Source organism: Dactylosporangium sp. NPDC000521 (assembly GCF_042898305.1).
Taxonomy (GTDB): Bacteria; Actinomycetota; Actinomycetes; order Mycobacteriales; family Micromonosporaceae; genus Dactylosporangium.
This window is the reverse complement of record NZ_JBIAYW010000006.1, coordinates 570,285-595,514: the sequence shown is the minus strand read 5'-3', so window position 1 is coordinate 595,514 and position 25,230 is coordinate 570,285. Positions and strand designations below refer to the sequence as shown.

25 protein-coding genes and 2 pseudogenes are annotated in these 25,230 nt (G+C 73.3%); 21 read left to right on the top strand and 6 right to left on the bottom strand.

Annotation, left to right across the window (positions count from 1 at the left end; all coding sequences use genetic code 11):
• Window positions 1-23: 23 nt before the first annotated feature.
• The 3 genes from recN (at window position 24) to ACFY3L_RS22895 (ending at window position 3,550) form a co-directional block, all read left to right on the top strand.
• Window positions 24-1,781, top strand: a complete 1,758-nt coding sequence (gene recN, locus ACFY3L_RS22905; protein WP_389327374.1) for a DNA repair protein RecN — start codon at window positions 24-26, stop codon at window positions 1,779-1,781.
• Between the two features lie 293 nt (window positions 1,782-2,074).
• Window positions 2,075-2,839, top strand: coding sequence for an MOSC domain-containing protein (locus ACFY3L_RS22900; protein WP_389327313.1), 765 nt, complete (start codon window positions 2,075-2,077; stop codon window positions 2,837-2,839).
• Window positions 2,840-2,890: 51 nt separating this feature from the next.
• On the top strand, window positions 2,891-3,550 hold the full coding sequence (locus ACFY3L_RS22895; RefSeq protein ID WP_389327310.1) for a DedA family protein: 660 nt from the start codon (window positions 2,891-2,893) through the stop codon (window positions 3,548-3,550).
• Here the strand turns inward: ACFY3L_RS22895 and ACFY3L_RS22890 are convergent.
• Window positions 3,542-3,757 (bottom strand): PASTA domain-containing protein, encoded by a 216-nt coding sequence (locus ACFY3L_RS22890; protein ID WP_389327307.1) that lies wholly within the window; start codon window positions 3,755-3,757, stop codon window positions 3,542-3,544. The two genes, ACFY3L_RS22895 and ACFY3L_RS22890, sit on opposite strands and share 9 nt — an antisense overlap.
• Window positions 3,758-3,946: 189 nt before the next feature.
• Between ACFY3L_RS22890 and steA the strand changes: the two genes are divergently transcribed.
• The 9 genes and pseudogenes from steA (at window position 3,947) to ACFY3L_RS22845 (ending at window position 14,456) form a co-directional block, all read left to right on the top strand.
• Window positions 3,947-5,119 carry a putative cytokinetic ring protein SteA gene (steA, locus tag ACFY3L_RS22885; protein WP_389327304.1) on the top strand — a complete coding sequence of 391 codons (1,173 nt, stop codon included), beginning with the start codon at window positions 3,947-3,949 and terminating at the stop codon, window positions 5,117-5,119.
• Window positions 5,120-5,165: 46 nt separating this feature from the next.
• Window positions 5,166-6,119 (top strand): copper transporter, encoded by a 954-nt coding sequence (locus tag ACFY3L_RS22880; protein WP_389327301.1) that lies wholly within the window; start codon window positions 5,166-5,168, stop codon window positions 6,117-6,119.
• Window positions 6,109-6,396, top strand: a pseudogene (locus ACFY3L_RS22875) (hypothetical protein); the annotation flags it as partial. The gene ACFY3L_RS22880 and the pseudogene ACFY3L_RS22875, both read left to right, overlap by 11 nt.
• 189 nt (window positions 6,397-6,585) lie before the next feature.
• Window positions 6,586-7,335: pseudogene (locus ACFY3L_RS22870) on the top strand (hypothetical protein); the annotation flags it as partial.
• On the top strand, window positions 7,332-8,912 hold the full coding sequence (murJ, locus tag ACFY3L_RS22865; RefSeq protein ID WP_389327298.1) for a murein biosynthesis integral membrane protein MurJ: 1,581 nt from the start codon (window positions 7,332-7,334) through the stop codon (window positions 8,910-8,912). The pseudogene ACFY3L_RS22870 and the gene murJ, both read left to right, overlap by 4 nt.
• A gap of 1 nt (window position 8,913) precedes the next feature.
• A complete protein-coding gene (locus ACFY3L_RS22860; RefSeq protein ID WP_389327295.1) occupies window positions 8,914-9,999 on the top strand; it encodes a glycosyltransferase family 4 protein in 1,086 nt (361 codons plus the stop codon).
• The gene (locus ACFY3L_RS22855; protein ID WP_389327292.1) at window positions 9,999-12,095 is read left to right on the top strand and encodes a hypothetical protein; all 2,097 of its coding nucleotides are present in this window, start codon (window positions 9,999-10,001) and stop codon (window positions 12,093-12,095) included. The genes ACFY3L_RS22860 and ACFY3L_RS22855 overlap by 1 nt, the downstream gene beginning before the upstream one ends.
• Before the next feature lie 70 nt (window positions 12,096-12,165).
• Window positions 12,166-13,875, top strand: a complete 1,710-nt coding sequence (locus ACFY3L_RS22850; protein WP_389327289.1) for a CTP synthase — start codon at window positions 12,166-12,168, stop codon at window positions 13,873-13,875.
• Window positions 13,872-14,456 carry an NUDIX domain-containing protein gene (locus ACFY3L_RS22845; RefSeq protein ID WP_389327286.1) on the top strand — a complete coding sequence of 195 codons (585 nt, stop codon included), beginning with the start codon at window positions 13,872-13,874 and terminating at the stop codon, window positions 14,454-14,456. The genes ACFY3L_RS22850 and ACFY3L_RS22845 overlap by 4 nt, the downstream gene beginning before the upstream one ends.
• Before the next feature lie 74 nt (window positions 14,457-14,530).
• On the opposite strand, the gene ACFY3L_RS22840 is transcribed toward ACFY3L_RS22845, so the two are convergent.
• Entirely contained in the window at window positions 14,531-15,004 is a 474-nt protein-coding gene (locus ACFY3L_RS22840; protein WP_389327283.1) for a DUF1772 domain-containing protein, read from the bottom strand.
• A 76-nt stretch (window positions 15,005-15,080) separates the two neighbouring features.
• On the opposite strand from ACFY3L_RS22840, the gene ACFY3L_RS22835 reads away from it, so the two are divergent.
• Window positions 15,081-16,004: an AraC family transcriptional regulator gene (locus tag ACFY3L_RS22835; RefSeq protein WP_389327280.1), complete on the top strand. Its 924-nt coding sequence runs from the start codon at window positions 15,081-15,083 to the stop codon at window positions 16,002-16,004.
• A gap of 1 nt (window position 16,005) precedes the next feature.
• Window positions 16,006-16,401, top strand: a complete 396-nt coding sequence (locus ACFY3L_RS22830; protein ID WP_389327278.1) for a YchJ family protein — start codon at window positions 16,006-16,008, stop codon at window positions 16,399-16,401.
• Here the strand turns inward: ACFY3L_RS22830 and ACFY3L_RS22825 are convergent.
• A complete protein-coding gene (locus ACFY3L_RS22825) occupies window positions 16,383-16,949 on the bottom strand; it encodes a GNAT family N-acetyltransferase (RefSeq protein WP_389327275.1) in 567 nt (188 codons plus the stop codon). The genes ACFY3L_RS22830 and ACFY3L_RS22825 overlap by 19 nt on opposite strands.
• A 10-nt stretch (window positions 16,950-16,959) precedes the next feature.
• On the bottom strand, window positions 16,960-17,364 hold the full coding sequence (locus tag ACFY3L_RS22820) for an ATP-binding protein (RefSeq protein WP_389327272.1): 405 nt from the start codon (window positions 17,362-17,364) through the stop codon (window positions 16,960-16,962).
• Window positions 17,365-17,486: 122 nt separating this feature from the next.
• On the opposite strand from ACFY3L_RS22820, the gene arfB reads away from it, so the two are divergent.
• The 3 genes from arfB to ACFY3L_RS22805 are packed head-to-tail and all read left to right on the top strand — an operon-like array spanning window position 17,487 to window position 19,288.
• A complete protein-coding gene (gene arfB, locus ACFY3L_RS22815; protein ID WP_389327269.1) occupies window positions 17,487-17,912 on the top strand; it encodes an alternative ribosome rescue aminoacyl-tRNA hydrolase ArfB in 426 nt (141 codons plus the stop codon).
• An 11-nt stretch (window positions 17,913-17,923) separates the two neighbouring features.
• Window positions 17,924-18,637 carry a hypothetical protein gene (locus ACFY3L_RS22810; RefSeq protein WP_389327266.1) on the top strand — a complete coding sequence of 238 codons (714 nt, stop codon included), beginning with the start codon at window positions 17,924-17,926 and terminating at the stop codon, window positions 18,635-18,637.
• Between the two features lie 15 nt (window positions 18,638-18,652).
• Window positions 18,653-19,288: an epimerase gene (locus ACFY3L_RS22805; RefSeq protein ID WP_389327263.1), complete on the top strand. Its 636-nt coding sequence runs from the start codon at window positions 18,653-18,655 to the stop codon at window positions 19,286-19,288.
• Between the two features lie 7 nt (window positions 19,289-19,295).
• Here ACFY3L_RS22805 and ACFY3L_RS22800 read toward each other — a convergent pair whose 3' ends face one another.
• Window positions 19,296-20,024 (bottom strand): RICIN domain-containing protein, encoded by a 729-nt coding sequence (locus tag ACFY3L_RS22800; protein WP_389327260.1) that lies wholly within the window; start codon window positions 20,022-20,024, stop codon window positions 19,296-19,298.
• 188 nt (window positions 20,025-20,212) lie between these two features.
• Between ACFY3L_RS22800 and ald the strand changes: the two genes are divergently transcribed.
• Both ald and ACFY3L_RS22790 read left to right on the top strand, forming a co-directional pair.
• Window positions 20,213-21,328: an alanine dehydrogenase gene (gene ald / locus ACFY3L_RS22795; RefSeq protein ID WP_389327258.1), complete on the top strand. Its 1,116-nt coding sequence runs from the start codon at window positions 20,213-20,215 to the stop codon at window positions 21,326-21,328.
• A gap of 171 nt (window positions 21,329-21,499) precedes the next feature.
• Entirely contained in the window at window positions 21,500-22,483 is a 984-nt protein-coding gene (locus ACFY3L_RS22790) for a site-specific tyrosine recombinase XerD (protein ID WP_389327371.1), read from the top strand.
• On the opposite strand, the gene ACFY3L_RS22785 is transcribed toward ACFY3L_RS22790, so the two are convergent.
• Window positions 22,465-23,622, bottom strand: a complete 1,158-nt coding sequence (locus tag ACFY3L_RS22785) for an NAD(P)/FAD-dependent oxidoreductase (protein ID WP_389327255.1) — start codon at window positions 23,620-23,622, stop codon at window positions 22,465-22,467. The two genes, ACFY3L_RS22790 and ACFY3L_RS22785, sit on opposite strands and share 19 nt — an antisense overlap.
• A 60-nt stretch (window positions 23,623-23,682) precedes the next feature.
• Here ACFY3L_RS22785 and ACFY3L_RS22780 point away from each other — a divergent pair, with 60 nt between their 5' ends.
• Window positions 23,683-24,249 carry a TetR family transcriptional regulator gene (locus tag ACFY3L_RS22780; protein WP_389327252.1) on the top strand — a complete coding sequence of 189 codons (567 nt, stop codon included), beginning with the start codon at window positions 23,683-23,685 and terminating at the stop codon, window positions 24,247-24,249.
• A 239-nt stretch (window positions 24,250-24,488) separates the two neighbouring features.
• On the top strand, window positions 24,489-24,698 hold the full coding sequence (locus tag ACFY3L_RS22775) for a hypothetical protein (protein ID WP_389327249.1): 210 nt from the start codon (window positions 24,489-24,491) through the stop codon (window positions 24,696-24,698).
• Window positions 24,699-25,230: the final 532 nt, after the last annotated feature.

The window sequence follows — 25,230 nt, the reverse complement described above, 5'->3', positions numbered from 1 at the left end:
CCCCGCGGCTAGTGTCTCTGCTTGTGCTGGAGGAACTCCGCATTACCGGACTCGGCGTTATCGAAGACGCCACACTGCCCCTTGGCCCGGGCCTGACCGTCATCACGGGCGAGACAGGCGCGGGAAAGACCATGGTCGTGACCAGTCTCGGCCTGCTGTTCGGCGGACGCGCCGACGCGGGCCGGGTCCGCGCCGACCCTGGCCGCGCCACCGTCGACGGCCGGCTCACGCTGCCCGCGCACCTGCGGGCGGCGGTCGAGGGCCGCATCGTCGACGCCGGCGCTGAGATCGACGACGACGGCACCCTGCTGATGAGCCGCACCCTGACGGCCGAGGGCCGCTCCCGTGCGCACGTCGGCGGCCGCACCGTGCCCGTCGCGGTCCTCGGCGAGGTCGGCGAGCGCGTGTTCGCCCTGCACGGCCAGTCCGACCAGCTGCGCCTGCTGCGCCCGGCCGAGCAGCGTGCCGCCCTGGACCGTTACGCGGGGCCCGAGCACGAGAAGCTGCTGGGGCGCTTCGCCGAGCTGTACACCCGCTGGCGCGCGGTCGAGGACGACCTCGCCGACCGCCGGGCCAACGCCAGGCAGCGCAGCCAGGAGGCCGACCTGCTCCGGCTCGGCCTCGACGAGATCAGCCGCGTCGACCCGCAGCCCGGCGAGGACGAGCTGCTGCGCGAGGAGGCGCAGCGGCTCGAGCACGTCGAGGGCCTGCGCAGCGCCGCCCAGCTCGCCCACGTCTCCCTGACCGGCACCGGCGACGGTGACGACGTCGTCGACGTGCTGAGCCTGCTGTCCACCGCCCGGCGCACCCTTGAGGCGCAGACCGGCGTCGACCGGGTCCTCGGCGAGCTCGCCGCCCGCCTCGACGAGGTCGCCACCCTCGCGGGTGACGTGACGACGGAGCTCGGCAGCTATCTCGCCTCCCTGGACGCCGACCCCGGCCGCCTCCAGGAGGTGTACGAGCGCCGCGCCGCGCTGCGCGCCCTCACCCGCAAGTACGCGGAGGACGTCGACGGCGTCGTCGCCTGGGCCGACCGCGCCCGCGCCAAGCTCGGCGAGCTCGACACGTCCGACGAGCTGCTCGAGGAGCTCGACCGGGAGCGCCGCCGCCTGCACGGCGAGGTCGCCGACCTCGCCGCGACCCTGTCCGCGGCCCGTCAGGAGGCGGCCGGCCGGTTCGCCGCCGACGTCACCGTCGAGCTGGCCGGCCTCGCCATGCCGCACGCCCGCATCCACGTCGTGGTCGCACCCAAGCCCGCCGGCGGCGGGGCAACCGTCCCCACCGCCGACGGCACCGAGGCCGGCGTCGGCCCCGACGGCGCCGACGACATCGAGCTGCGCCTCCTGCCGCACCCCGGCGCCCCCGCCCAGCCCCTGCAGAAGGGCGCCTCCGGCGGTGAGCTCTCCCGCGTCATGCTGGCCATCGAGGTCGTCTTCGCCGGCGTCGGCGGCCCGCCCACCCTGGTCTTCGACGAGGTCGACGCGGGCGTCGGCGGCACCGCGGCGGTCGAGATCGGCAAGCGCCTCGCCCGCCTCGCCCGCGACCACCAGGTCCTGGTCGTGACGCACCTGCCGCAGGTGGCCGCGTTCGCCGACCGGCACCTCGTCGTCGCCAAGGACACCGGCGGCGCCGTCACCACCAGCGGCGTCCGCGTCGTCGAGCACACCGACCGCGCCCGCGAGCTCGCCCGCATGCTGGCCGGCCTGCCCGACTCCGACCTGGGCATCGCACACGCGGAGGAGCTCCTGTCGGTCGCCGACCGCGAGAAGTCCAACCCCTGACCGCCCGCCACCGCCCGCCGGCGGTGACACGGTTGCCATCGGGCCAACGCCGATGATCCGGAAGACTTGTGGTCGCTCTGGCGGCAACTTCTCTTCCGGATCATGAGGTTGTCCGCTGGGCGTGTTGTGTGGCTGGTCGCGTTTGGTGGCGGGGTGGTTTCCGTGATCCGGAAGACTTGTGGTCGTCCTGGCGGCAATTTCTCTTCCGGATCATGAGGGTGGCTGCTGGGTGCGTGTTGTGCGGTAGTTCTTCACCGGGTCATGGGGGGCTTCGGATGGGGCGGGTGCGGGTGGTGGAGGTTTGGCGGTACGCGATGAAGTCCGCAGGAGGGGAGCGGCTCGGAGCGGTTGAGGTCGGGGCGCACGGGGTGGTGGGGGACCGGCGGTGGGCCTGTGTCGATGAGGACGGGGTGGTGGTCAGCGCGAAGCAGCCCCGGCTCTGGGGGCGGCTGCTGCAGGTCCGCGCCGCGGGTGGCCGGGTGCGGGTGCCCGGCGGGGAGTCGGCGGTGCTCGACGAGACGGCCGGTGGGCTGCTGTCGGCGTGGCTGGGGCGGGCCGTGACGGTGACCGATGTGGTGCCTGAGGGGGCGGTGCTGCGGCGGTACTGGCCGCAGGAGCGGGGCATGATCCCGTCCTGGGCGGCGGCGGGTGGGACGGCGGGCGGCACCGAGGTGCTCAGTGAGATCGGCAGCGGGCGGTTTCACGACTTCGGGGCGGTGCACGTCGTGACGACCGGGGCGTTGCGGCGGCTCGCGGAGGTGCACGGTGCGGCGGTGGACCATCGGCGGTTCCGGCCGAACCTGGTGCTGGAGCTGCCGGAGGACCCCGCGCCAGGAGAGACGGTGGCGGTCGGGGGCGTGCGGCTGCGGGTACAGCTGCCGACACCGCGATGCGTGGTGCCCGCGCTCGACCCCGAGGCGCCGGGGGACCTGGACCGCGGGCTGCTTCGGACCCTCGCGGGGCGTTACCGGACGGCGGTCGGGCAGCTCGGGACGGCGGCGTGTTTCGGCTGGTACGCGACGGTGGAGCAGACGGGACGTATCGAAACCGACGGGTGATGGTCGTCCGCACGACGGTCGATGTTCGGCGCGTCAGGGGACAGTCGGGCGATGCGGGACCTCGTTGAGTCGTTCGCGGCGACGCCGTGGGTGGTGCTGGTCGTGTTCGTGGTGGCCGCGCTGGACGCCGTGGTGCCGTTGTCGCCGAGCGAGTCGACGCTGATCGCGGTCGCGGTGCTGTCCGCGCAGGCGGGCCGGCCGGCGATCTGGCTGGTCATCGTCGCCGCGGCGGCCGGGGCGTTCGCGGGGGACGTGGTGTCGTTCCGGATCGGGGTCAGGGCGGGGGCCGGCGTGCTGCGGCGGCTGCTGACGAGGCGGCGTGGGCAGCAGGTGTACGCGTGGGCGCGGCGCACCCTGACCGAACGGGGCGGCCAGGTGCTCGTGTTCGCCAGGTACCTGCCGGGTGGCCGGTCCGCGTCGGCCCTGGCCGCCGGGGTGGTGGGCTACCCCGCGGGGCGGTTCCAGGCGTGGACGGCCGTCGGGGTGAGCGTGTGGGCGGTCATGGCCGGGTCGATCGGGTACGCGTCCGGGCGGTTCCTCGACGGGCGGCCCTGGCAGGCGTTGCTGCTCGCCTACGCGGGCGCGGCGGCGCTCCTGCTGGTCGCCGAAGCGCTCCGCCGGGTCACCTCAGCGGGTGCCCGAGAGCAGGGCCTCCGCGAGCAGGGCGTTCGCGAGCAGGGCCTCCGCGAGCAGCAGGACGGCTCACGGTAGGCCGATGAGGAGGTTGACCCTGGTGCCGCGCGGCGCGACGGTGAGCGGCAGCGTCGACTGTTCCAGGACGATCATGGTGCCGCTGGGGCCCACCTCGCGGATCACACCTAGCTCGAGGCCGGCGGCCCGCAGCTCGGTGGCCGCCTCGGTGGGTGACTTCCCGGTGAGATTGGGGACCAGGGTCAGGCTGATCGACGAGAGGCTCACTGCGACTCCTTCCGTTGTTTCCACGGACTAGAGGGGCCCGGAGCCGTCGTGAATACGCGGAAAATGTGTCGTCTGGCTGACAGTCGGGCAGAGTGACTGGCATCACCCCGTGCCGAAAGGTCCCCTTCCACCTGGTAGTGGACATGTCGTGCGCGGCTTTTGTCAGGGGTCCATGCCAGGATGGTTGAGATGCGACTTCCAACCTTGCGCCGCACCCGGCCCGCCGAGCCGGGTGTCATCGGTGGCGTCGTGCGGCTGGATCGGCGGACCAAACGCTTGGTGGGCCGGCTGCGCCCCGGTGAGATCGCGGTCATCGACCACGTCGATCTCGACCGCGTCGCCGCCGACTCGCTCGTCGCGGCAGGGGTCGCGGCGGTGCTCAACGCGAAGCCGTCGGTGTCGGGCCGCTATCCCAACCTGGGTCCCGAGGGGCTGATCAAGGCGGGCATCCCGCTCGTCGACGACCTCGGCGAGGAGCTGTTCGAGCGGCTGCGGGAGGGCGAGACCGTCCGCATCGACGGCGACACCGTGTATGTCGGTGAGGACGCGGTCGCGAAGGGGCAGCGGCAGGACGCGGAGACGGTCGCGCTGTCGATGGCCGACGCCCGCGAGGGCCTGTCGGTGCAGCTGGAGGCGTTCGCCGCCAACACGATGGAGTATCTGAAGCAGGAGCGCGCGCTGCTGCTCGACGGCGTCGGCGTGCCCGAGATCCAGACGGAGATCGCCGGGCGGCACTGCCTGATCGTGGTCCGCGGCTATGACTACAAGGCCGACATCGACGTGCTGCGGCCCTACATCCGCGAGTACAAGCCCGTGCTGATCGGGGTCGACGGCGGGGCCGACGCGCTGGTCGAGGCCGGCTACACGCCGGACATGATCATCGGTGACATGGACTCGGTCTCCGACGACGTGCTGCGCTGCGGCGCCGAGGTGGTCGTGCACGCCTACCCCGACGGGCGGGCGCCCGGGCTGGCGCGCGTGCAGCGGCTGGGTGTGGAGGCGATCACGTTCCCGGCGGCGGCGACGAGTGAGGACATCGCGATGCTGCTCGCCGACGAGAAGGGCGCCTCGCTGCTCGTGGCGGTCGGCACGCACAACACCCTGATCGAGTTCCTCGACAAGGGTCGCGGCGGCATGGCCTCCACCTTCCTCACCCGGCTGAAGCTCGGTGGCAAACTGGTCGACGCCAAGGGCGTCAGCCGGCTCTACCGGCAGAGCCTGTCGGGGTCGTCGCTGATCCTGCTGCTGGCCTCGGCGATCGCCGCGATGGCGGCGGCGCTGGCGGTGACCACGATCGGCCGGGCGTATCTGAGCGTCATCGCCGAGTGGTGGGACAACCTGATCTTCACGCTGTTCTCCTAGCGCCGCTCGACCGGGCGCTGCTTCTTTCTGGACGGGACCGTTTCCTGTGATCAACTTCCGGTACCACGTGGTGTCGCTGGCCGCCGTTTTCCTGGCGCTCGCCATCGGCCTCGTCGTCGGGACCGCGGCGGCGAACGGGCCGCTCGCCGACCAGCTCAACGACCAGGTGAACAAGATCACCGACGAGAAGCAGCAACTCCGTGACGACCTGGACCAGTCCCGGGAGGAGCTGAAGAAGAACGCGGACTTCGCGACCGAGGTCGCCCCGATGCTGCTCAACGGCAAGCTCCCGGGGCGCAACGTGCTGCTGGTCAAGATCGAGGGCAGCGACAAGGACGTCGACACCGCCGCCGACGGCATCGCCGGCATGCTGCAGACCGCCGGCGCCAAGGTCACCGGCACGGTCACGATCAAGGAGAAGTTCACCGCCGCGTCCAGCGACGATAACCTGCTCGACCTCGCCGAGTCCTCGGCGCCGCCGGCGATCAGCGGCGCCCTGCCCAACAACGGCAAGGGCCAGGAGACGTCGGCCGCGCTGCTCGCCGCGGTCCTGGTCGCCGACAAGCCCGGCACCCCGCAGATCGACGGCACCAGGAAGGTCCTGTCGGCGTACGAGGCAGGCGGCTGGATCGGCATCAACGGCGACCTGAAGACCCCGGCGGACGCGGTCATCGTCATCGCCGGCGCGCCCGCCAGCGGCAAGGACGCGAAGGAGCGCAACGCGGTCGCCCTCACGGTCGTGAGCCGCTTCGCCCTCGCGCTGTCCAACGACATGGTGGTCGCCGGGCTGTCCGCCAACGGCCTGGTGTCCGCGGTCCGCGACGACGCCTCGATCGCCAAGAGCGTGTCGACGGTCGACAACGCCGTCACCGCGAATGGCCAGGTCGCCGCCGCCCTCGCCCTCGTGGAGCGGATCGGCGGCAAGACCGGCCACTACGGCATCGGCAGCGGCGCCAGCAGCCTGCTGCCCAAGACGGCGGGTGTGGTCAGTGGTTCGTAAGCTGCTCGCCGCCGCCGCGGGGGCGGCCGCCGCCAGGGCCGCGCTGCGTGAGCTGCGCGGCCTTCCGGCCCTCGACCGCACCAACTTCCGCGGCCGCACCGTCTCCCTCGCCGGCGGCCCCGCCCTCGCCCTCGGCGCCGCCGCGGGCGCGGTCCTCGGCGCCGCCGGCCGCTCCACCACCCGAGGAGCCGGCAGCACTACCGGTCGCGGGGCCAGCGGCACCACCGGTCGCGGGGCCGGACGCGGGGCCGGACGCGCCACTGGGCGCGCCGCGGGACGGCTCATCGGGTCCGCCGACGGGGCCGCTGACGCCGTGGACGGCGGGCGGGAGCCGGACGCGCCGGAGGAGCCGGTGGCCGCGACACCGCCGAGGCAGCGCCGCGGCCGGGCCGGCCGGGCCGGCCGGGCTGGTCGGGGCGGTCAGCGGGCGAAGGTGCGGCTGACCGGGCGGGGGCCCGCCGTGATGGGCGCCGCGGCGGTCGCCGGGCTCGGCGCGGGAGCGGTCGGGCTCTACGACGACCTCGTCGGCGGGCGGCCCGAGCACTCGGCCAAGGGTTTCCAGGGCCACCTCGGCGCGCTGCGGGAAGGCCGGGTGACCAGCGGCCTCGTGAAGATCGCCGGGGTCGGCGCCGCGGGACTGGTGGCGGCGGCGCTGCTGCCCCGGCGGCGGGCCGTCGACGTGCTGCTCGGGGCGGGCGTCATCGCCGGCACGGCGAACCTGTTCAACCTGCTGGACCTGCGACCCGGGCGGGCGATCAAGGCCGGCATGCTGGTCGGCGCGCCGCTCGCGGCCGGCAAGGGCGGCGGCGTCGCGGCCGGGGCGCTCGGGGCCGCCGGAGCGCTGATCGCCGACGACCTCGGCGAGGAGATCATGCTCGGCGACGCCGGGGCGAACGCGCTCGGCGCCGTGCTCGGCACCGCGTACGTGGCCCGCGCCGGCACGTTCGGCCGGCTCGCCGCGCTCGCGGGGCTGGTCGCGCTGACCGCGGCGAGCGAGAAGGTCAGCTTCACGCAGGTCATCGAGAGGACCCCGGCGCTGCGCGTGCTCGACCACCTCGGCCGGCTGAAGCCCACCGCCCCGCCCGCCATGGCCACCCCACCCGCCGCGCCGGACGTCGAAGAGGGGGACGGGTCCGGGACGGCAGCCGACGAAGCGGCCAGGATGGCCGTACCGGAGAAGCCGAAGCCGTCACCGAGACCACGTCGCGACGGGTGACGGGGAAGCGGCTGGTCGGTGCCGCGGCGCTGGTCGCGGGGCTCACCATGCTGAGCCGGATTGCCGGGTTTGCGCGCATTCTGGTGTTCAACTGGTCGGTCGGGCCGACGTACCTCGGCAACGCGTACACCGCGGCCAACACCATCCCGAACATCATCTTCGAGCTCGTCGCCGGCGGCGCCCTCGCCAGCCTCGTGGTGCCACTGCTCGCCGGGGCGGTGGCCCGCCAGGACCGGCAGGCGGTGGCGCGGACCGTGTCGGCGCTGCTCGGCTGGGTGCTGCTGCTGCTCGTGCCGATGACGGTCCTCGTCGCGCTCCTCGCCCGGCCGCTCGTCGGGCTGCTGATGCCCGGGCAGCCGGCCGGGGCCGTCGACGCCGGGGCCGACATGCTGCGGGTGTTCGCCCCGCAGCTGCCGCTGTACGGGATCGGCATCGTGCTGACGGGCACCCTGCAGACGTACCGGCGGTTCGCGTGGCCGGTCATCGCGCCGCTGCTGTCCAGCGTGACGGTGATGGCGGTGTACGTGACGTTCGGGCGGCTCGCCGGGCGCGGCGCGGACCTCGGCCAGGTGGACGACCGTGACCTGTGGCTGCTGTCCGGCGGCACCACCCTCGCGGTCGCGGTCCTGACGCTCAGCCTGCTCATCCCGCTGCGCCGGCTCGACCTGACGCTCCGCCCGACGCTGAGGTTCGACGTCGGCGGGGTGCGCACCCTGAAGCCGCTCGTCGTCGCCGGGATCGTCACCGTCGGCAGCCAGCAGCTGGTGCTCGGGCTCGCGATCGCGCTCAGCGGCTACGCCGGCAAGGGCGCCGTCGTCGTCTACAGCCTCGCGCAGACGATCTACCTGCTGCCATGGGCGGTGCTCGCCGTGCCGGTGGCGACGACCGCGTACCCGGGGCTGGCGGAGGCCGGCGAGGCGAAGGACCGGCGCGGGTTCGCGGAGGCGCTCGCGCCGGCCCTGCGGACCGTGGTCGTCGTCACGTTCCTCGGCGCGGCCGCGCTGGTCGTGCTCGCCGAGCCGGTCGCGGTCGTGCTCGCCGAGCTGTCGTCGAGACCGCCGGACATCGGGCAGCTCGCCGGCGGCATCACCTGGTTCGCCCCCGGGCTGGTCGGCTACGGGCTGTTCGCGCTGCTGTCGAGGGCCCTGTACGCGGGTGGGAACGCGTACCCCGCCGCCTGGGCGACCGGCCTCGGCTGGGCCGTCGTCGCCGCCACCGCCGTGCCGCTCGCGGTCGCGCTGCCGCTCGACCGGCGCGTCGCCGCCCTCGCGGCGGCCAACTCGATCGGCATGCTCGTGCTCGCGACCGCGCTCTGGCTGACCGTCCGCGCCCGGGCCGGGGTCGAAGCGGTCGCGGGCGCCGCTCGTACCACCGCCGCCGCCGCCACATCGGCAGCCGTCGCCGCGACCGTGGCATTGATGCTCAGAAATGCCGTCTGGAGCGGCGGCACCCCAGGTGTGCCCGCCGCGATCGCACAGGGCATGCTGTGCGGAGTCGCGGTGGCGGTGGTGTTCCTCGCCGGGGTGGCGGTCATGGACCGGCGGACCCTGCAGCGGCTCAGACACAGAAGGGGCTGAGGTGGGAGCCGCCCGAATCGCGTTGGTCCTGGCGTCGAGCACCGGCGGCGTCGGACGGCACGTCGGCATGCTCGTCGACGGTCTCGCCGGTCGCGGCGACGACGTCAGCGTGCACGGCCCGGCCGCCACCGACGAGCAGTTCGGCTTCTCACGGCGCGGCGCGCGGTTCCTGCCCGTCGAGATCCCCGCCAGTCCCCAGCCGGGTGACGTCCTCGCCGTCCGGGCGCTGCGCCGGTCGCTGAAGAACGTCGACGTCATCCACGCGCACGGGCTGCGCGCCGGGTTCGTCGCCGCGCTCGCCCGGCCCGCCGGCACCCCGCTCGTCGTCACCTGGCACAACCTCGTCCTCGCCCAAGGCCTGCGGGCGAAGCTCTACCACCCGCTCGAGCGCCGGGTCGCCCGCACCGCGGACGTCGCCCTCGGCGTCTCCACCGACCTCGTCGAGCGGATCCGGGAGCTCGGCGGCCGCGACGTCCGGCTCGCGCTCGTGCCCGCGCCCGTCCTGCCGCCGCCCGTCCGCACCCGCGACGAGGTCCGCGAGGAGCTCGGCGTCGAGGAGGGCCGGCCGCTCGTCCTCGCCGTCGGCCGCCTGCACCCGCAGAAGGGCTTCGAGAACCTGGTCGCCGCGCGGTGGTCGGAGCCGCAGCCGTACGTGGCGATCGCCGGCAGCGGCCCGTCCTACATGACCCTCGCGCAGCGGATCTCCGCCGAGCACGCGCCCGTGCACCTGCTCGGCTACCGCGAGGACGTCCCGGACCTGCTCGCCGCCGCCGACCTGGTCGTGGTCACCAGCGTGTGGGAGGGGCAGCCGCTGTTCGTCCAGGAGACCCTCGCTGCCGGTGTACCGCTGCTCGCGACCTCCGTCGGCGGCATCCCGGAGGTCGTCGGCGACGGCGCCCGGCTGGTCGAGCCGCACGACGTCGAAGGCTTCACCGCCGCCGCCGAAGCGCTGCTCGCCGACCCGCAGGAGCTGGAGGCGCTCGGCAAGCGCGGCCAGGCCCGCGCCGCCACCTGGCCGACCGAGCGCGACACCCTGGATCAGGTCGAGGCGGTGTACGCGCAACTGCGCACCCGCGGGGACCGTTGATGCGGCACCGGCTGCACCGCTTCACCCCGGCGCTGCTGTCCCTGCTCGTCGGGTTCATCGCGCTGCTCGCCCTCATCCCGCGGCCCGCCGCCGAGGCCGTCCCGCCGTCCGCCGACTACGTGATCATCGTCGGGGTCGCCGGGCTGCGCTGGGACGACGTCAACCCGACCGACACCCCCACCATGTGGCAGCTGGCCGAGCACGGCGCCATCGGCGCGCTGTCGGTGCGCTCCGCGCGGCGGGTCACCTGCGCCGGCGACGGCTGGCTCACGCTCGGCGCCGGCAACTACGCCACGTTCACCACCGGCCCCATCACGTCCACGTGCCCGCCGCTGCAGGTGTCGATCTCGGCCGACGAGACCAGGACCGGCGCGTCGCTGCCCGACCTCGGCGGGGTCGTCGCCAAGAACCGTGCCCTGCACTGGGGCGCGCAGCCGGGCGCGCTCGCCGAAGGCGTCCGCTGCACCACGGCCGTCGGCCCGGGCGCCGCCGTCGCCGCCGCCAGGCCGTACGGGCGGGTCGACCGCTACGCCGACGCCGTCGACGAGGACCTCCTGTCCGCGTGCGCGCTGACCATCGTCGACCTCGGCCAGATCGCCGGCAGCGACGCCGCCTCCCGCGCCTCCGACGCCCGCCGCGCCGACGCCGGGCTGGCCGCCGTCATCGCCAACCGCCCCGACCGCGCCGTCGTCGTGCTCGCCGGCCTCTCCGACCTGGACGCCAGCAGCCGCCTGCACGTCGCGATCGCGCAGGGCCCGGGCTACACCGGCGGCTGGCTCACCTCGCCGTCCACCTCCCGGCCCGGGTACGTGCAGGTCGTCGACCTCGCCCCGACCGCCCTCTCGGCGCTGGACCGGCCGATCCCGGGCAAGCTCTTCGCCGGCGGCGCCGCCACCATGAGCGACGGCCGGCCGGCCTCCGTCGAGCGGGCCGTCGAACGCCTCGCCGACGCCGACCGCGAAGCCAGCGTCCAGCAGCGGGTCGGCTCGTCGTTCTTCACGCTCCTCGTCGTCGCCGAGCTCGCCCTGTTCGTGCTCGTCGTGCCGCTGCTGCGGTGGGCCCGCCGGCCGGCCGGCCCGGTCGCGCACCCGCCGGCCCCGCGGATCGTCGTGCGCACCGCCGAGGTGCTGCTCATCGCCGCGTCGCTCGCCGTGCCCGCCGCGCTCGTCGCCGACCTGCTGCCCTGGTGGCGGTGGTCGTCACCGGGCCTCGGGTTCGGCGGCGTCACCCTCGCCGCGCTCACCGTCGCCACCGCCGTCATCGCGCTCACCTCCTCGCGCAGCCGCGCCAACGCCCCGCTCGGCGGCGTCGCGGCCGTCGGCGCGCTCGCCGTCGCCCTCGACGTGCTCACCGGGGCGCGGCTGCAGCTCAACGGCGTCGCCGGCTACTCCGCCGCGGCCGGCGGGCGCTACGCGGGCGTCGGCGTCATCGGCCTCGGGCTGCTCGTCACCGGCGTGCTGCTCGGCGGCGCCAGCATGGCGCAGCGCTTCGACCGGCGGTGGCGGCCGTTCGTCGTGGCCGTCGTCGGCGGCGCCGGACTGGTCGTCATCGGCAGCCCGTTCCTCGGCGCCGACGCCTCGGGGGCGGTCGCGCTGACCGCCGGGGTGTGCGCGGCCGCCGCGCTGGCCGTCGGCGGCTGGCTCACGTTCACCCGCCTGGCCTGGGCGGGTGCCGCGGCGCTCGCCGTCACCGCCGGGATCGGCGTCATCGACCTCTTCCGCCCCGAGGCGCAGCTCAGCAGCGTCGGGCGGCTTCTCGTGCGTACCCAGGACGGCACCGTCGGCTACATCGCCCGGCGCATCGGCGAGGCCAACGTGGTGACAACCGTCACCAGCCCGCTCACCATCCTGGTCATCGGCACCGTCCTCTACGTGACGTTCGTGCTGCTGAGCGACTGGGGCGGGTTCCGCCGGCTGCTCGGCGTGTTCCCGCCGGTCCGGGGCGCCCTGGCCGGGTTGGTGCTGGCCAGCCTGCTCGCCGGGGTCATCGAAGGGGTGTCGCTCAACGTCCTCGGTGCCGCCCTCGCCACCGCCGCGCCATTGACCGTCCTCGCGTGCCTGCGCGTCCTCGACCACGCCGACGACCGCACCCGGTGACTTTCCCGCAGGCTGGGCCCCCCGGTGTGTCAGGAGCGGGGTCGTTCACCTGCTGTTAGGCTGAACTCCCGTGGATCGCTCTTCGACACGGACCGGTGCGAGCCGGCAGGCTAAGCACATCTTCGTCACCGGGGGCGTCGCCTCCTCACTCGGCAAGGGTCTGACCGGCTCCAGCCTCGGCAGTCTCCTCAGCGCCCGCGGTCTGCGGGTCGTCATGCAGAAGCTGGACCCCTACCTCAACGTCGACCCCGGCACCATGAACCCGTTCCAGCACGGTGAGGTGTTCGTCACCGAGGACGGCGCCGAGACCGACCTCGACATCGGTCACTACGAGCGGTTCCTGGACCAGGACCTGTCCCGCAACGCCAACGTCACCACCGGGCAGATCTACTCGGCGGTCATCGCCAAGGAGCGGCGCGGTGAGTACCTCGGCGACACCGTGCAGGTCATCCCGCACGTCACCAACGAGATCAAGGCCCGCATCCGGGCCATGTCGGCGCCCGGCCCGGACGGCACCGCCCCCGACGTCGTCATCACCGAGGTCGGCGGCACCGTCGGCGACATCGAGTCGCTGCCCTTCCTCGAGGCGATCCGCCAGGTCCGCCACGACATCGGCCGGGACAACTGCTTCTTCCTGCACGTGTCGCTCGTGCCGTACCTCGCGCCGAGCGGCGAGCTGAAGACCAAGCCGACCCAGCACTCCGTCGCCGCGCTGCGCAGCATCGGCATCCAGCCCGACGCGCTCGTCTGCCGCTCCGACCGGCAGATCCCGGAGAAGACGAAGAACAAGCTCGCCCTGTACTGCGACGTCGACGCCGAGGCGGTCGTGTCCGCGCCCGACGCGCCGAGCATCTACGACATCCCCCGCGTCCTGCACGAGGAGGGCCTGGACGCGTACGTCGTGCGCCGCCTCGGCCTGTCCTTCCGCGACGTGGCGTGGAAGAAGTGGGACGACCTGCTCGAGCGGGTCCACCACCCGCGGCAGACCGTCACCGTCGCGATCGTCGGCAAGTACGTCGACCTGCCCGACGCGTACCTGTCCGTCACCGAGGCCGTCCGCGCCGCCGGTTTCGCGCACCGCGCCCGGGTCGAGATCCGCTGGGTGCCGAGCGACACCTGCACCACCCCGGCCGGCGCCGCCCAGGCCCTCGCCGGCGTCGACGGCGTCGTCATCCCCGGCGGCTTCGGCGTCCGCGGCATCGAAGGCAAGATCGGCGCCGCGCAGTACACCCGCGAGCACGGCATCCCGACCCTCGGCCTGTGCCTGGGCCTGCAGTGCATGACGATCGAGGTCCTGCGCAACGTCGGCGGCCTCGCCGGCGCCAACTCCGTCGAGTTCGACGGCGACGCCACCGACCCGGTCATCTCCACCATGGCGGACCAGGAGGACATCGTCGCCGGCAAGGGCGACCTGGGCGGCACGATGCGCCTCGGCGCCTACCCGGCGGTCCTCGCCCCCGGCACGCTCACGGCCGACGCGTACGGCGCCTCCGAGGTGTCGGAGCGGCACCGCCACCGGTACGAGGTGAACAACGCCTACCGCGAGGCCATGACCTCCGCCGGGCTGCGCATCTCCGGCACGTCGCCGGACGGCAGGCTGGTCGAGTTCGTCGAGCTGGACCGGGAGCTGCACCCGTTCTTCGTCGCCACCCAGGCCCACCCGGAGCTCAAGAGCCGCCCGACCCGCGCGCACCCGCTCTTCGCCGGGTTCGTCGGCGCGGCGGTCGCCTACAACGCCGCCGACCGCCTGCCCGTCGAGCTCGAAACGGTCGACGCATGACCTATGAGGTGCTGTCGCACACCGAGCGGTTGCGCAACAAGGTCTTCGCGATCTTCACCGACGACGTCGTCATGCCCGGCGGCGGCTCAGCGCTGCGCGACTACATGGTGCACGTCGGCGCGGTCGGCGTGGTCGCGGTGGACACCGACGGGCGGGTGGCACTGGTCCGGCAGTACCGGCCGGCGGTCCGGCAGGTGCTGTGGGAGCTGCCCGCGGGCCTCGTCGACGTGGAGGGCGAGCCGCTGGTCGACGCGGCGGCCCGCGAACTCGCCGAGGAGGTCGACCTCACCGCCGCGACGTGGGACCTCCTGGCCGAGGTGCACCCGTCGCCCGGCTGCTCCAACGAGAAGATCCGGCTGTTCCTGGCCCGGGACATCTCGCCGGTGCCGGAGGCCGACCGGCACGCCCGCACCCACGAGGAGGCGGAGCTGGAGCTGCACTGGGTCGACCTCGACACGGCGGTCGGGATGGCCCTGAGCGGCGAGATCACCAACGCCGCCTGCATGGTGGGCGTCCTCGGCGCCGCCCACGCCCGCGACCGCGGCTGGAAGCCCCTCCGCCCGGTCTCGACCGCCACCTGACCTGGTTCCCATGATCCGGAAGAGATCTTGTCGCCCTGGCGATCACACGTCTTCCGGATCATGGGAGCGGGTGGTCAGTGCTTCAGCAGGGCGACGGCCAGCGTCAGCAGGGCGCCGGCCGAGGAGACCGTGCGGACCGTGTTCCAGCGGTTCCACGACGCCTCGAAGGCGGCCCGGGCCGCCGCCGGGTCGGTCAGGCCGGCCGCGTCGAGCTGGTCGTTGAGCGGCACGTTGACCGCCGCCGTGACGATGAAGACCACGGCGTACAGGAGCGTCGCCGCGATCAGCCAGGGCAGCATCGGCCGGTGCGAGCCGCCGAGGTGGAGCAGCACGGCGGCGATCGCGGCGAGCAGGGCGCCGACGTAGGCGGTCAGGAACCAGCCGTTGAGGATCGCCGTGTTGATCTTCTGCATGACCTCGACGAACGTGCGGTCCTCGACGCGGCCGAGGGCGGGCATGACCGACGTGGAGTAGGCGAAGAAGACGCCCGCGGACAGGCCGGCGAGCAGGGTGGCGGTGGCGAGGACGACGCTGCGCAACTGTTCCATGCGTATCAGTGAATCCGGTGTACCCGCAGACGCACCATGGCCGAGCATCGCCGATGCATGTGTCATCGTCTACGGTGTGGACGCGTTGACGGCACTGCTCGACGGGCCGAGAGCCCGCGGGGCGTTCCTGCTGCGGTCGGTGCTGACGCCGCCGTGGTCACTGCGGATCCGCGACGAGGCACCCCTCGCTCTGGTTGCGATGGTGCGCGGCGAAGCCACGTACATCCCCGACGACGGAGAGATCCGGAAGATCGGTCCAGGGGACGTCATGGTGATCCGCGGGCCGGGGCACTACACCGTGGCCGACCCGCCCGGCACCGACCCGCAGATCATCATCCATCCGGGGCAGCGGTGCACCACGCCCGACGGCAGGGACCTCGCCGACGTCATGCACCTGGGCGTGCGCACCTGGGGCACCGACGCCGACGGCCCGACGCTCGTCATCACCGGCGCCTACGAGCTGGCCGGCGAGGTCGGCCGGCGACTGCTCAACGCCCTGCCGGACGCCATCGTGGTGCGCGAGGAAGGGCCGCTCGTCCCGCTGCTGGCGCAGGAGATCGCCAAGGACCGGGCCGGGCAGGAGGCGGTCCTGGACCGGCTGCTGGACCTGATGCTCATCTCCGCGCTGCGGAGCTGGCTGGACCGGGCCGGGGAGGGCGCGCCGGGCTGGTACCGGGCGCAGGCCGACCCGGTCGTCGGGCCCGCCCTGACGCTGCTGCACCACAACCCGGCGCACCCGTGGACCGTCGCGGTCCTCGCGGAGAAGGTCGGCGTGTCGCGGGCGCTGCTCGCGCGGCGGTTCACGGAGGTCGTGGGGGAGCCGCCGATGGCGTACCTGACCGGGTGGCGCCTGGCGCTCGCCGCCGACCTGCTCCTGGAGCCCGGCGCGACCCTCGGCGCCGTGGCGAGGAGGGTGGGCTACGGGGGTGCGTTCGCGCTGAGTGCCGCGTTCAAGCGTGTCCGCGGTGTGAGCCCGCAGCGGCATCGTGGACAATCTTGAGATGCCACCGTCCACCCAACCGCCGTCCCGGCTCTGCCCGTGCGGGCTCGGCGAGCCCTACGACGACTGCTGCGGCCGCTTCCACCGGGGCACCGACGCGCCGCCGAGCGCCGAGCTGCTCATGCGCGCCCGGTACAGCGCGTATGTTGTCGGCGACCGCGACTTCCTGCTGCGCACCTGGCACGAGAAGACCCGGCCGCGGCTGCTGACGGTCGAGGACGGGCAGCACTGGAAGGGCCTGCACATCCTGAACCGCACCGGCGGCGGGCTCTTCGACACCGAGGGCACGGTCGAGTTCAAGGCGCGGTACGAGGCCGACGGCAAGCCCGGAGTGATGCACGACACGAGCCGCTTCGTGAAGGAAGGCGGCGCCTGGCTCTACGTGGACGAGGTCTGACGCGCCCGCCACTCGCGGTCGAGCATGGCGTAGACGTACTGGTCGCCGAACTCGCCCTTGAACAGCTCGTCCTCGACGAAGTGTGCCTCGCGGCGCATCCCGAGCCGCGAGAGCAGCTGCCACGACGGCACGTTGCGGGTGTCACACTTGCCACAGATGCGGTGCAGGCCGAGCTCCTCGAAGCCGAGCCGCAGCATCGCCTCGGACGCCTCGCGGGCGTAGCCGCGGCCCTGGAAGTCGGGGTGCAGCACGAAGCCGAGCTCGCCCTGCCGGCTCTGCGCACTCTCCCACTTGAGCACCACCTGGCCGATCACCCGCCCGTCGAGGTCCATCGCGAGGACCAGCCACTGGCCCTCCTCGGTGAGCGCGTCCTGGGCCATCCGGTTCTTCAGCGAGGCCCGGGTCATCTCCTCGTCGTGGACGTCCCAGTACAGGTACCGCACGACCTCCGGGTCGCCGGTGAGAGCGTGCAGGTCGGCGAAGTCGCGCTCGGCGAACGGGCGCAGCGTGAGCCGTTCGGTCCGGATGGGGTAGGAGGGGCGGAGCACGATCAGGATGCTAACCCGCCAATGCGCTGCGAAGCGTGACAATTGTGCCCGCCGGCGTCGACAGGACCGTGACCTCGTCGACGAGATGCCTGGCCAGCCACAGGCCGCGGCCGCTGACCGCGTAGCTCGGTGGGAGCGTCTGACCGTCGAGCCGCTCCGCGGGGATGCCGGAGCCCTTGTCGGTGACCTCGCACAGCAGGACGCCGTCGAGGGTCCACAGCCGCACCGCGCCGCGCCCGCCGGCGTGGCGCACGGCATTGGTGACGATCTCGTTGACGGCCAGGACGAAGTCCTCGAGGCGCTGCCCGAGCAGGCCGACGGCGGCGGCCGACCGGCTCACGGCGTGGCGCACCGGGGTGATCTGATCAGCGTCGAACTCTTCGACCAGCAGCGCCGTCTCGACGGCATCAGCCACAGTGTCACCTTTCCGCTGCGTCCCCGCTGCGACGAGCCGAGAGTACCCCGAGCCGATCCTAAACAACCGTCGAAGTCACCCTGGAGTGCAAGATGCACTCCGTAACCCGCATTCTTGACGGCGTGGACGACGACTTGCGGGTCACCGACGACATTGCACTGCCGCGCGCCGAGCTGGCGTGGCGGTTCAGCCGCTCCGGCGGGCCAGGCGGGCAGTCGGTGAACACCACCGACTCCCGGGTCGAGCTCAGGTTCGACCTGGCGGGGACCCAGGCGCTGCCCGAGCCGCTGAAGGAGCGCGCCCTGCAGCGGCTCGGCAACCGGCTCGTCGACGGGGTGCTCTCGATCGTCGCCTCGGAGCACCGCTCGCAGCTGCAGAACCGGCGCGCGGCCGAGGAGCGCCTGGTGGCGGTGATCACGCAGGCGATCGCGCCGCCGCCCCGGCCACGCAAACGGACAAAGCCCTCAAAGGGTGCGATCGAGCGGCGGCTGACCGACAAGCGCTTCACGTCGCTGCGGAAACAGGAGCGGCGCCGCCCTCAGGATTAGAAGATCAGGGTGTGGTCCGGGCTCACCTGCTGCTCCTGTGCGCGCTGCTGTCGGGGTGCGCCTCGCCGGCCACCCCACCCGCGGCCGACCCCTCGGAGACGCCGGGGCACCCGCCGCAGACCGGCGCACTGCCCGGCATCTCCGACATGTCGGGTGTGCCGACAGTCGCGCCCGGCGCGAGTCCGGTCACATCCGGCGGGTGGGAGGTCACCGTCTACTACACGGCCGTCGCGACCCTGCACGGCGGCGCGTCCCAGCAGGTCACCGGCTGCCCCACGATCGACTGCCGGAAGGGGCGCGACCAGCGGGACCTCGGCACGTTCCCGGCGTCGTTCGTGAAGGCCGTCAAGGACGAGGGGACCGGCCGCACCGCCGACGGGCGGTACCTCAACTGGTCCTACGACACCGGGTACTGGATGGACACCGCCCCGCGGGACACCGCCGGTCGCCCGCTCGTCCCCTGGGTGTCGGCGGCCGCCGACGGTGACGTGCTGCGCGCCGGCGCCCGCTTCAGCGTGCTGCGCTGCGGCACCGCCGAGGTCACCGCCGACGTGTGCGCGAAGCTCAAGGCGCCGACGTGGACGATCGTCGACGAGTTCACGCCCGGCCTGGGCGGCTCGAAGCACGTCGACGTCTACATCGGCGAGGAGACCGGCCCCGACTTCACCGACTCCGACCTGTACACCACGCTCAAAGGCGCCACGCTGTCCGTGCTGCGGCCATGAGGGGATGATGTCGGCATGAGGGCCATCGTCTTCGGCGCCACCGGCATGGTCGGCAAGGGCGTCCTCCGTGAGTGCCTCCTGGCCGACGACGTCACCGAGGTCCTGGTCGTCGGCCGCACCATGACCGGCCAGCGCCACCCGAAGCTGCGCGAGACCCTGCACACCGACTTCACCGACTTCACCGGCGTCCCCCTCGCCGGCTACGACGCCTGCTTCTTCTGCCTCGGCGTCTCCTCCGTCGGCATGTCCGAGGAGGTGTACCGGCGGATCACCGTCGACTACACGCTCGCCGCCGCCAGGGCGGTGTCACCAGGCTCGACGTTCGTCTACGTGTCCGGCGCCGGCACGGGCTCCGGCCGCCGCGCGAAGTGGGCGCAGGTGAAGGGCGCCACCGAGGAGGCGCTGCTCGCCATGGACCTGCGGGCCTACATGTTCCGGCCCGGGTTCATCCGGCCGATGCACGGCGCGGTGTCCAAGGTCCGCCTGTTCCGCGTGCTCTACACGGTCCTGACCCCGCTGAGCGCGGCCCTGGTCCGCTTCGCCCCGGGCATCGCCACCAGCACCGAGCAGATCGGCCGGGCGATGCTGCACGTCGCCCGGTCCGGCGCGCCCGAGCGGATCCTGGAGTCCCGCGACATCGCGGCGCTGTAGCGGCCGGTCAGGTCGGCAGCTGCCAGCGCTGGTTGGCGGAGTTGTCGCAGTCCCACTGGCGGACGGCGGCGCCCGGGGCGGGGCTGCCGGAGTCGACGCCGATGCAGCGGCCGCTGTTCATGCTGACGAACCGGAAGCCGTCGCCGTCGCGCTGCAGGCGCCACTGCTGGTTGGGGCCGCCGTGGCAGTCCCACTGCAGGATCTGCGCGCCGTTGTCCTTGGAGCCGCCGTTGACGTCGAGGCAGCGGTTGTCCTTCGTGTTGACGAACGCGAAGACGTCCCGCGAGCCGCCGACCGACTGCGGCATCCAGACCTGCGTCGGGTTGTTGTCGCAGGGCATCTGGGTGGCGACCCCGCCGTTGCCCTCCTGGGCCTGCATGCACAGGCTGGAGTGCGACGCGCGCAGCAGGGTCGGCTTCGCCGGGATCAGCGCCTGCGGCGGGGCCGACGACGGGGCGGCGCTCGACGGCGGCGGGGGAGCCGCGGACGTCGGCGCGGCCTGCGACGGAGCCTGCTCGGCGGGTGCGCCGGTCGCCCGCTCGGCGGCGCTCGGCTGGCCGCTGCCACTGCCGCCGCCCTGGAACGCGAGGACCAGCCCGACGACGACGGCCACGACCAGGAAGCCGAACGCGCCGAAGAGCAGCGGGTCCGGCTTGACACGCGGCGGTCCGCCGGATCCACCAGGGCCACCGGGCGTCGCGGGCGAGGTCGGGCGGGGTCCGCCGTAGACGGTCATGGCCGCACAGCATAGATCAGCCTTGCGGGGGTGTTTCGCCCGCGGACCTACCGGAGAAGGCAACACTGTGTCAATCCGGCTGCGGAGGAGTTCACACTGTGCTGCCTTCGTGGGCGGTCTGCGCGCCATAGACTGCCGCTGGTACACGCAGCGTCACCGTCGTCGCTGGTGGAGAGGGGTCACGAGACGTGAAGGTCGCAGTCCCACGCGAGGTCAAGAACCACGAGTACCGGGTGGCGATCACCCCGGCAGGAGTCCACGAGCTCGCCGCGAACGGGCACGAGGTCTTCATCGAGGCCGGTGCCGGTGACGGCTCCTCGATCACCGACCAGGAGTTCCAGGAGGCCGGCGCGCGGATCCTGCCGACCGCGGACGACACCTGGGCCGCCGGCGACCTCGTCCTGAAGGTCAAGGAGCCGGTCGCCGAGGAGTACCACCGCATGCGCGAGGGGCAGGTCCTCTTCACCTACCTGCACCTGGCCGCCTCCAAGGCGTGCACCGACGCGCTGGTCGACCGGAAGGTCACCGGCATCGCGTACGAGACCGTCGAGCTCACCGACCGTTCGCTGCCGCTGCTCGCCCCCATGTCGGAGGTCGCCGGGCGGCTGGCGCCGCAGGTCGGGGCGTACCACCTGATGCGCGCCGGCGGCGGTCGCGGCGTGCTGCTCGGCGGGGTGTCCGGGGTCTACGCCGCGAAGGTCGTCGTCATCGGCGCGGGCGTCTCCGGCCTCAACGCGGCCGCGATCGCGCTCGGCATGCAGGCCGAGGTGCTGCTGCTGGACAAGAACATCTCGCGGCTGCGCGGCGCCGACGCGATCTACCAGGGGCACCTGCAGACCGTCGCGTCCAACAGCTACGAGATCGAGCGGGCCGTCCTCGACGCGGACCTCGTCATCGGCGCGGTCCTCGTGCCGGGCGCGAAGGCCCCGAAGCTCATCACCAACGACCTCGTGAAGCGGATGAAGCCCGGCAGCGTCCTCGTCGACATCTCGATCGACCAGGGGGGCTGCTTCGAGGACTCCCGCCCGACCACGCACGCCGAGCCGACCTACCGGGTCCACGACTCGATCTTCTACTGCGTCGCGAACATGCCGGGCGCGGTGCCGCACACCAGCACGTACGCGCTGACGAACGTGACCCTGCCGTACGCGCTGGAGCTGGCGAACCGGGGCTGGCGGGACGCGCTGCGCCGCGACCCGGCCCTGGCGCTCGGGCTGAACACGCACGAGGGCCACGTGACCTACGGACCGGTCGCCGACGCGCACGGGATGGACCACCTCGCGCTGGCGGACGTGCTGGCCTAGACGGTGACGATCGAGCCGGCGGACGCCGCCGCGGCCCCCGCTCCGGCCGTGGCGGCCGCCGGCGTGCCCGCGTCCCCTTCTCCGGCTGTGGCGGCTGCCGGCGTGCCCGCGTCCCCTTCTCCGGCCGCGGCGGCCGCCGGCGTGCCTGCGTCCATCGACGGGTCCCCTGCTCTGGCCGCGGCGTCTGGCGTGCCCGCGTCCACCGACGCGTCCTTGCTGCGCAAGGCCGTCGACGTGTACCTGGACCACCTGACCGTCGAGCGGGCGCTCGCCGAGAACACCCTGGCGTCGTACCGGCGCGACCTCGACCGCTATGTCGACTGGCTCGCCACCCGGGGGATCTGCGACCTCGCCGACGTCGGCGCCCGGGACATCGCCGGGCACGTCGCGGCGTTGCGGGCCGGCGACCTCCAGGACGGTGGCGAGCATCCGCCGCTGTCGGCGTCGTCGGCGGCGCGGGCCGCGAGCGCGGTCCGGGGGCTGCACCGGTTCCTGCTGCTGGAAGGGCTCGCACCGACCGACCCGTCGCGGGACGTGAAGCCGCCGTCGCTGCCGAAGCGGCTGCCGAAGGCCCTCGACGTCGACCAGGTGTCGCGGCTGCTCGCCACCGCCGCCGACGCCGGGCCGCTCGGGCTGCGCGACCAGGCGCTGCTGGAGTTCCTGTACGGCACCGGCGCCCGCATCTCCGAGGCCGTCGGCATCGCCGTCGACGACCTCGACCTGACCGGCACCCACGGCCTCGTCACGCTGCGCGGCAAGGGCGGCAAGACCCGCCTCGTGCCGATGGGCAGCTACGCGCGGACCGCCATGGACGTGTACCTGATCCGCGCCCGGCCGACGCTCGTCGCCAACGGCACCGGCACGCCCACCGTCTTCCTCAACGCCCGCGGCGGCGCCCTGTCGCGGCAGAGCGCGTGGACGATCCTGCGCAAGGCGGCCGTCCGGGCGGGGCTGCCGGTCGACGGTCCGCACGGGGTGTCACCGCACACGCTGCGCCACTCGTTCGCCACGCACCTGCTCGACGGCGGCGCCGACATCCGCGTGGTGCAGGAGCTGCTCGGGCACGCCTCGGTGACCACGACGCAGGTGTACACGCTGGTCACCGTCGACAAGCTCCGCGAGGTCTACGCGACCGCTCACCCCCGGGCGCGCTGAAACCAGCCCACTGGGGCCGTGCCCGCGAACACGCCGAGGAACCGCTCCGTGCTCCTCCGGTGCCGCGCGATGCCCTTCAGCAGCACCTTGTCGAGCCCTTTCGCGGGCCGGAGCGCGGCCAGCCGGGTGGTCAGCTCGAACATCGGCAGTCGTTGTTCGTCGCGCCGCTGCTGGTAGTCCGTCCTGCCGGTGGTGATCGACTCCGCCAGCAGCTCGGCGTCCGCGAGGGCGTTGCCGATGCCCTGGGCCGTGACCGGGTCCATCACCAGGCCCGCGTCGCCGGCGAGGAACCAGCCGGGGCCCTGCGCCCGGCGGACCACGTTGGGCAGGTCGACGGTGGTCCGCAGGCGCTCGACCCGCCGGCCGGCCCGGACCCGCTCGCCCAGGTCGCCGCAGCGGTCCACCGTCTCGAGGAGGTGCCCCTCGACGTCGGTGCGCCAGGCGCCGAACTCGTCGACCGGCGCGGCGGCGTACACCATGGTGAGGCCGTCGTTGGTCGGGAACGCGGCGACCGCCCGGCCGGGGCGGTGGTAGAGCTCGCCGTGCCGCTGCTCGACGCCCTCCCAGTAGGAGTAGCTGGCGACCGTCCTGGGGGGCACGGCCCGCTGTACCGGCGCGGCTCCCTCGTTCGCGGCTTCCTCGTTCGCGGTTTCCTTCGCGGTTTCCTTCGCTACGAGCGAGTGCTTGCCGTCGGCGCCGATGACGACCGGCGCGCGGAGCTCGGTGCCGTCGCGCCCCCGGATGCCTGCGACGCCTCGTTCGTCCCTGATCAGGCCGGCGACGTGGAACCCCTCCCGCACCTCGGCCCCCGCCTCCCTGGCCGCGTCGACCAGGATCGCGTCGAGGACGGTGCGCCGCGGGCTGTACAGGGCGCCCTGCGGGAACCGGCCCTGCAGGACGGTGCCGCCGATGTCGAACCGCACGCTTCCGGTCGCCGGTGTACCGGCGGCGATCAGCCTGTCGAGCAGCCCCCAGCGCCGCAGGCGTTCGGTGCCGGACGGCTGGATCTGGTGCGTCGACAGCGTGTCGCTGGGGAACCTGGCCCGGTCGACCGCGAGCACCCTGACCCCGCGCCGGGCCAGCAGCATGGCGGTCGCCGCGCCGGCCGGCCGCGCGCCGACCACGATCACGTCGTACACCCGTCAATGCCAACACGTGTTGACTTTCCTGTCAACGCTTGTAGGCCTACGGTTGTGGGCATGTCTTCCCAGCGCAGGTCCGACACCACCCGTGCGGCGATCCTCCGGGCGGCCAGGGAGCGGTTCGCGGCGGACGGCTACCAGCGGGCCACGATCCGGGCGATCGCCGCCGACGCCGCCATCGACCCGTCGATGGTCATGCGCTACTACGGCAACAAGGCCCAGCTCTTCGCCGCCGCCGTCGACGTGGACCTGCGGCTGCCCGATGTGGCCGGCATCCCGCGCGACCGGCTCGGCGAGACGCTCGTCGCGCACTTCATCAAGCGCTGGGAGGGCGACCCGGCCGACGACGCGCTGCTGACCCTGCTGCGCTCCGCCGCCACCGACGACACCGCCGCGTCGCGGCTGCGGGACATCTTCGCCGCGCAGGTCGCTCCGGTCGCGCTCGCCGTCTGCCCCGACCCCGCCGAGGCCGCCATGCGGGCCGGCCTGGTCGCCACCCAGATGCTCGGCCTCGCCCTCTGCCGGCAGATCCTCCGCCTGCCGCCCGTCGTCGCCGCCACGCCCTCGACGCTGGTGACCCAGGTGGGCGCGACCGTGCAGCGGTATCTCACCGGGGAGCTGTGAACCGTGTTACCGTAGGCGCATGCGTTTCTGAGCCCACTGACGCCGCGCGTGCCGCCGCGACCCCTGTGACGGGTCTGCTTTGGCGGCCCCCGTTGTGGGTTCCCGCTCGACCTCCCCCTTCACCGGTGGGGTCTCGCTCGGCTCCCGCTTCGACCGCTGCGCGGCTGACGCCTGTCAACGTCCCCGTTCACCTTCCCGCGGAAGGTACTTCCGCGTCAGTCATCCGCGAAGGAGACGCCATGCCTGCCGGTACCGCAGACAACCAGCCCGACAACACCACCGCCACCGAGGCCGAGGAAGCGCCCCCGCGCAACCCGCTCGAAGCGATCCGCCGCGCCCAGGCCAACCGCTCCCTCCCGCCCGGCGTCCAGCAGCACGGCGGCGGCAAGAGCTCCGGCGGCAAGGGCGCCAAGTCCAAGTCGCCCCGCATGTACAACCGCCACAAGTAACCTCCGCTCCCCGGGCGGGCGGCGCCTTGCCTGCCTGCCCGGGGTGCTCTCCTCGGCCCTCAATGAGATGTCGGCCGATACCCAGGTTTGTTGTACCCGTGGCGCGATGACCGAACGACGGCGGTGACTGTGCCGGAGCGAAGCTTCTGAAACCCGCGGCCGCCGTGGTGCGTGCCCGTCGGTCATCGCAGTCCGGCGGGGTCGGCACGTGTTCGCCGCGCCGGCTCGCGGCCTGCTGCATCGCGACGTCGGCACCTCCTGTGCCAGCGGCGTCGTCGTGCGATGCCCACTGGATGAGGCGCTGGCCAATGCCCTGGTTGACGGGCGCTGGCCCTGTTGACGTGATCCAAGGACGGCCGTGGCTGCCCGCACGGCCGGATTCGTCCTTGGATCAACGGTGTGGGTGGGGTGCGGGCAGCGTCGGGGCGGCGAGCGATGGCGGGGCGCGGCCAGCGGGGCGGGCGGATCGTGCGTGAGGTGCTGGTCAGTGTTCTGGTTGGCGGGTGCTGGTCTTGGTGGCGTGATCCAAGGA

Bases quoted from the DNA above. Each gene is read 5' to 3' on its own strand.
- ACFY3L_RS22775 (WP_389327249.1), top strand. From the start codon at position 24,489: ATGCCTGCCGGTACCGCAGACAACCAGCCCGACAACACCACCGCCACC.
- ACFY3L_RS22780 (WP_389327252.1), top strand. From the start codon at position 23,683: ATGTCTTCCCAGCGCAGGTCCGACACCACCCGTGCGGCGATCCTCCGG.
- ACFY3L_RS22840 (WP_389327283.1), bottom strand. From the start codon at position 15,004: ATGGAACAGTTGCGCAGCGTCGTCCTCGCCACCGCCACCCTGCTCGCC.
- ACFY3L_RS22845 (WP_389327286.1), top strand. From the start codon at position 13,872: ATGACCTATGAGGTGCTGTCGCACACCGAGCGGTTGCGCAACAAGGTC.
- ACFY3L_RS22800 (WP_389327260.1), bottom strand. From the start codon at position 20,024: ATGACCGTCTACGGCGGACCCCGCCCGACCTCGCCCGCGACGCCCGGT.
- steA (WP_389327304.1), top strand. From the start codon at position 3,947: ATGCGACTTCCAACCTTGCGCCGCACCCGGCCCGCCGAGCCGGGTGTC.
- ACFY3L_RS22855 (WP_389327292.1), top strand. From the start codon at position 9,999: ATGCGGCACCGGCTGCACCGCTTCACCCCGGCGCTGCTGTCCCTGCTC.
- ACFY3L_RS22895 (WP_389327310.1), top strand. From the start codon at position 2,891: ATGCGGGACCTCGTTGAGTCGTTCGCGGCGACGCCGTGGGTGGTGCTG.
- ACFY3L_RS22805 (WP_389327263.1), top strand. From the start codon at position 18,653: ATGAGGGCCATCGTCTTCGGCGCCACCGGCATGGTCGGCAAGGGCGTC.
- ACFY3L_RS22830 (WP_389327278.1), top strand. From the start codon at position 16,006: ATGCCACCGTCCACCCAACCGCCGTCCCGGCTCTGCCCGTGCGGGCTC.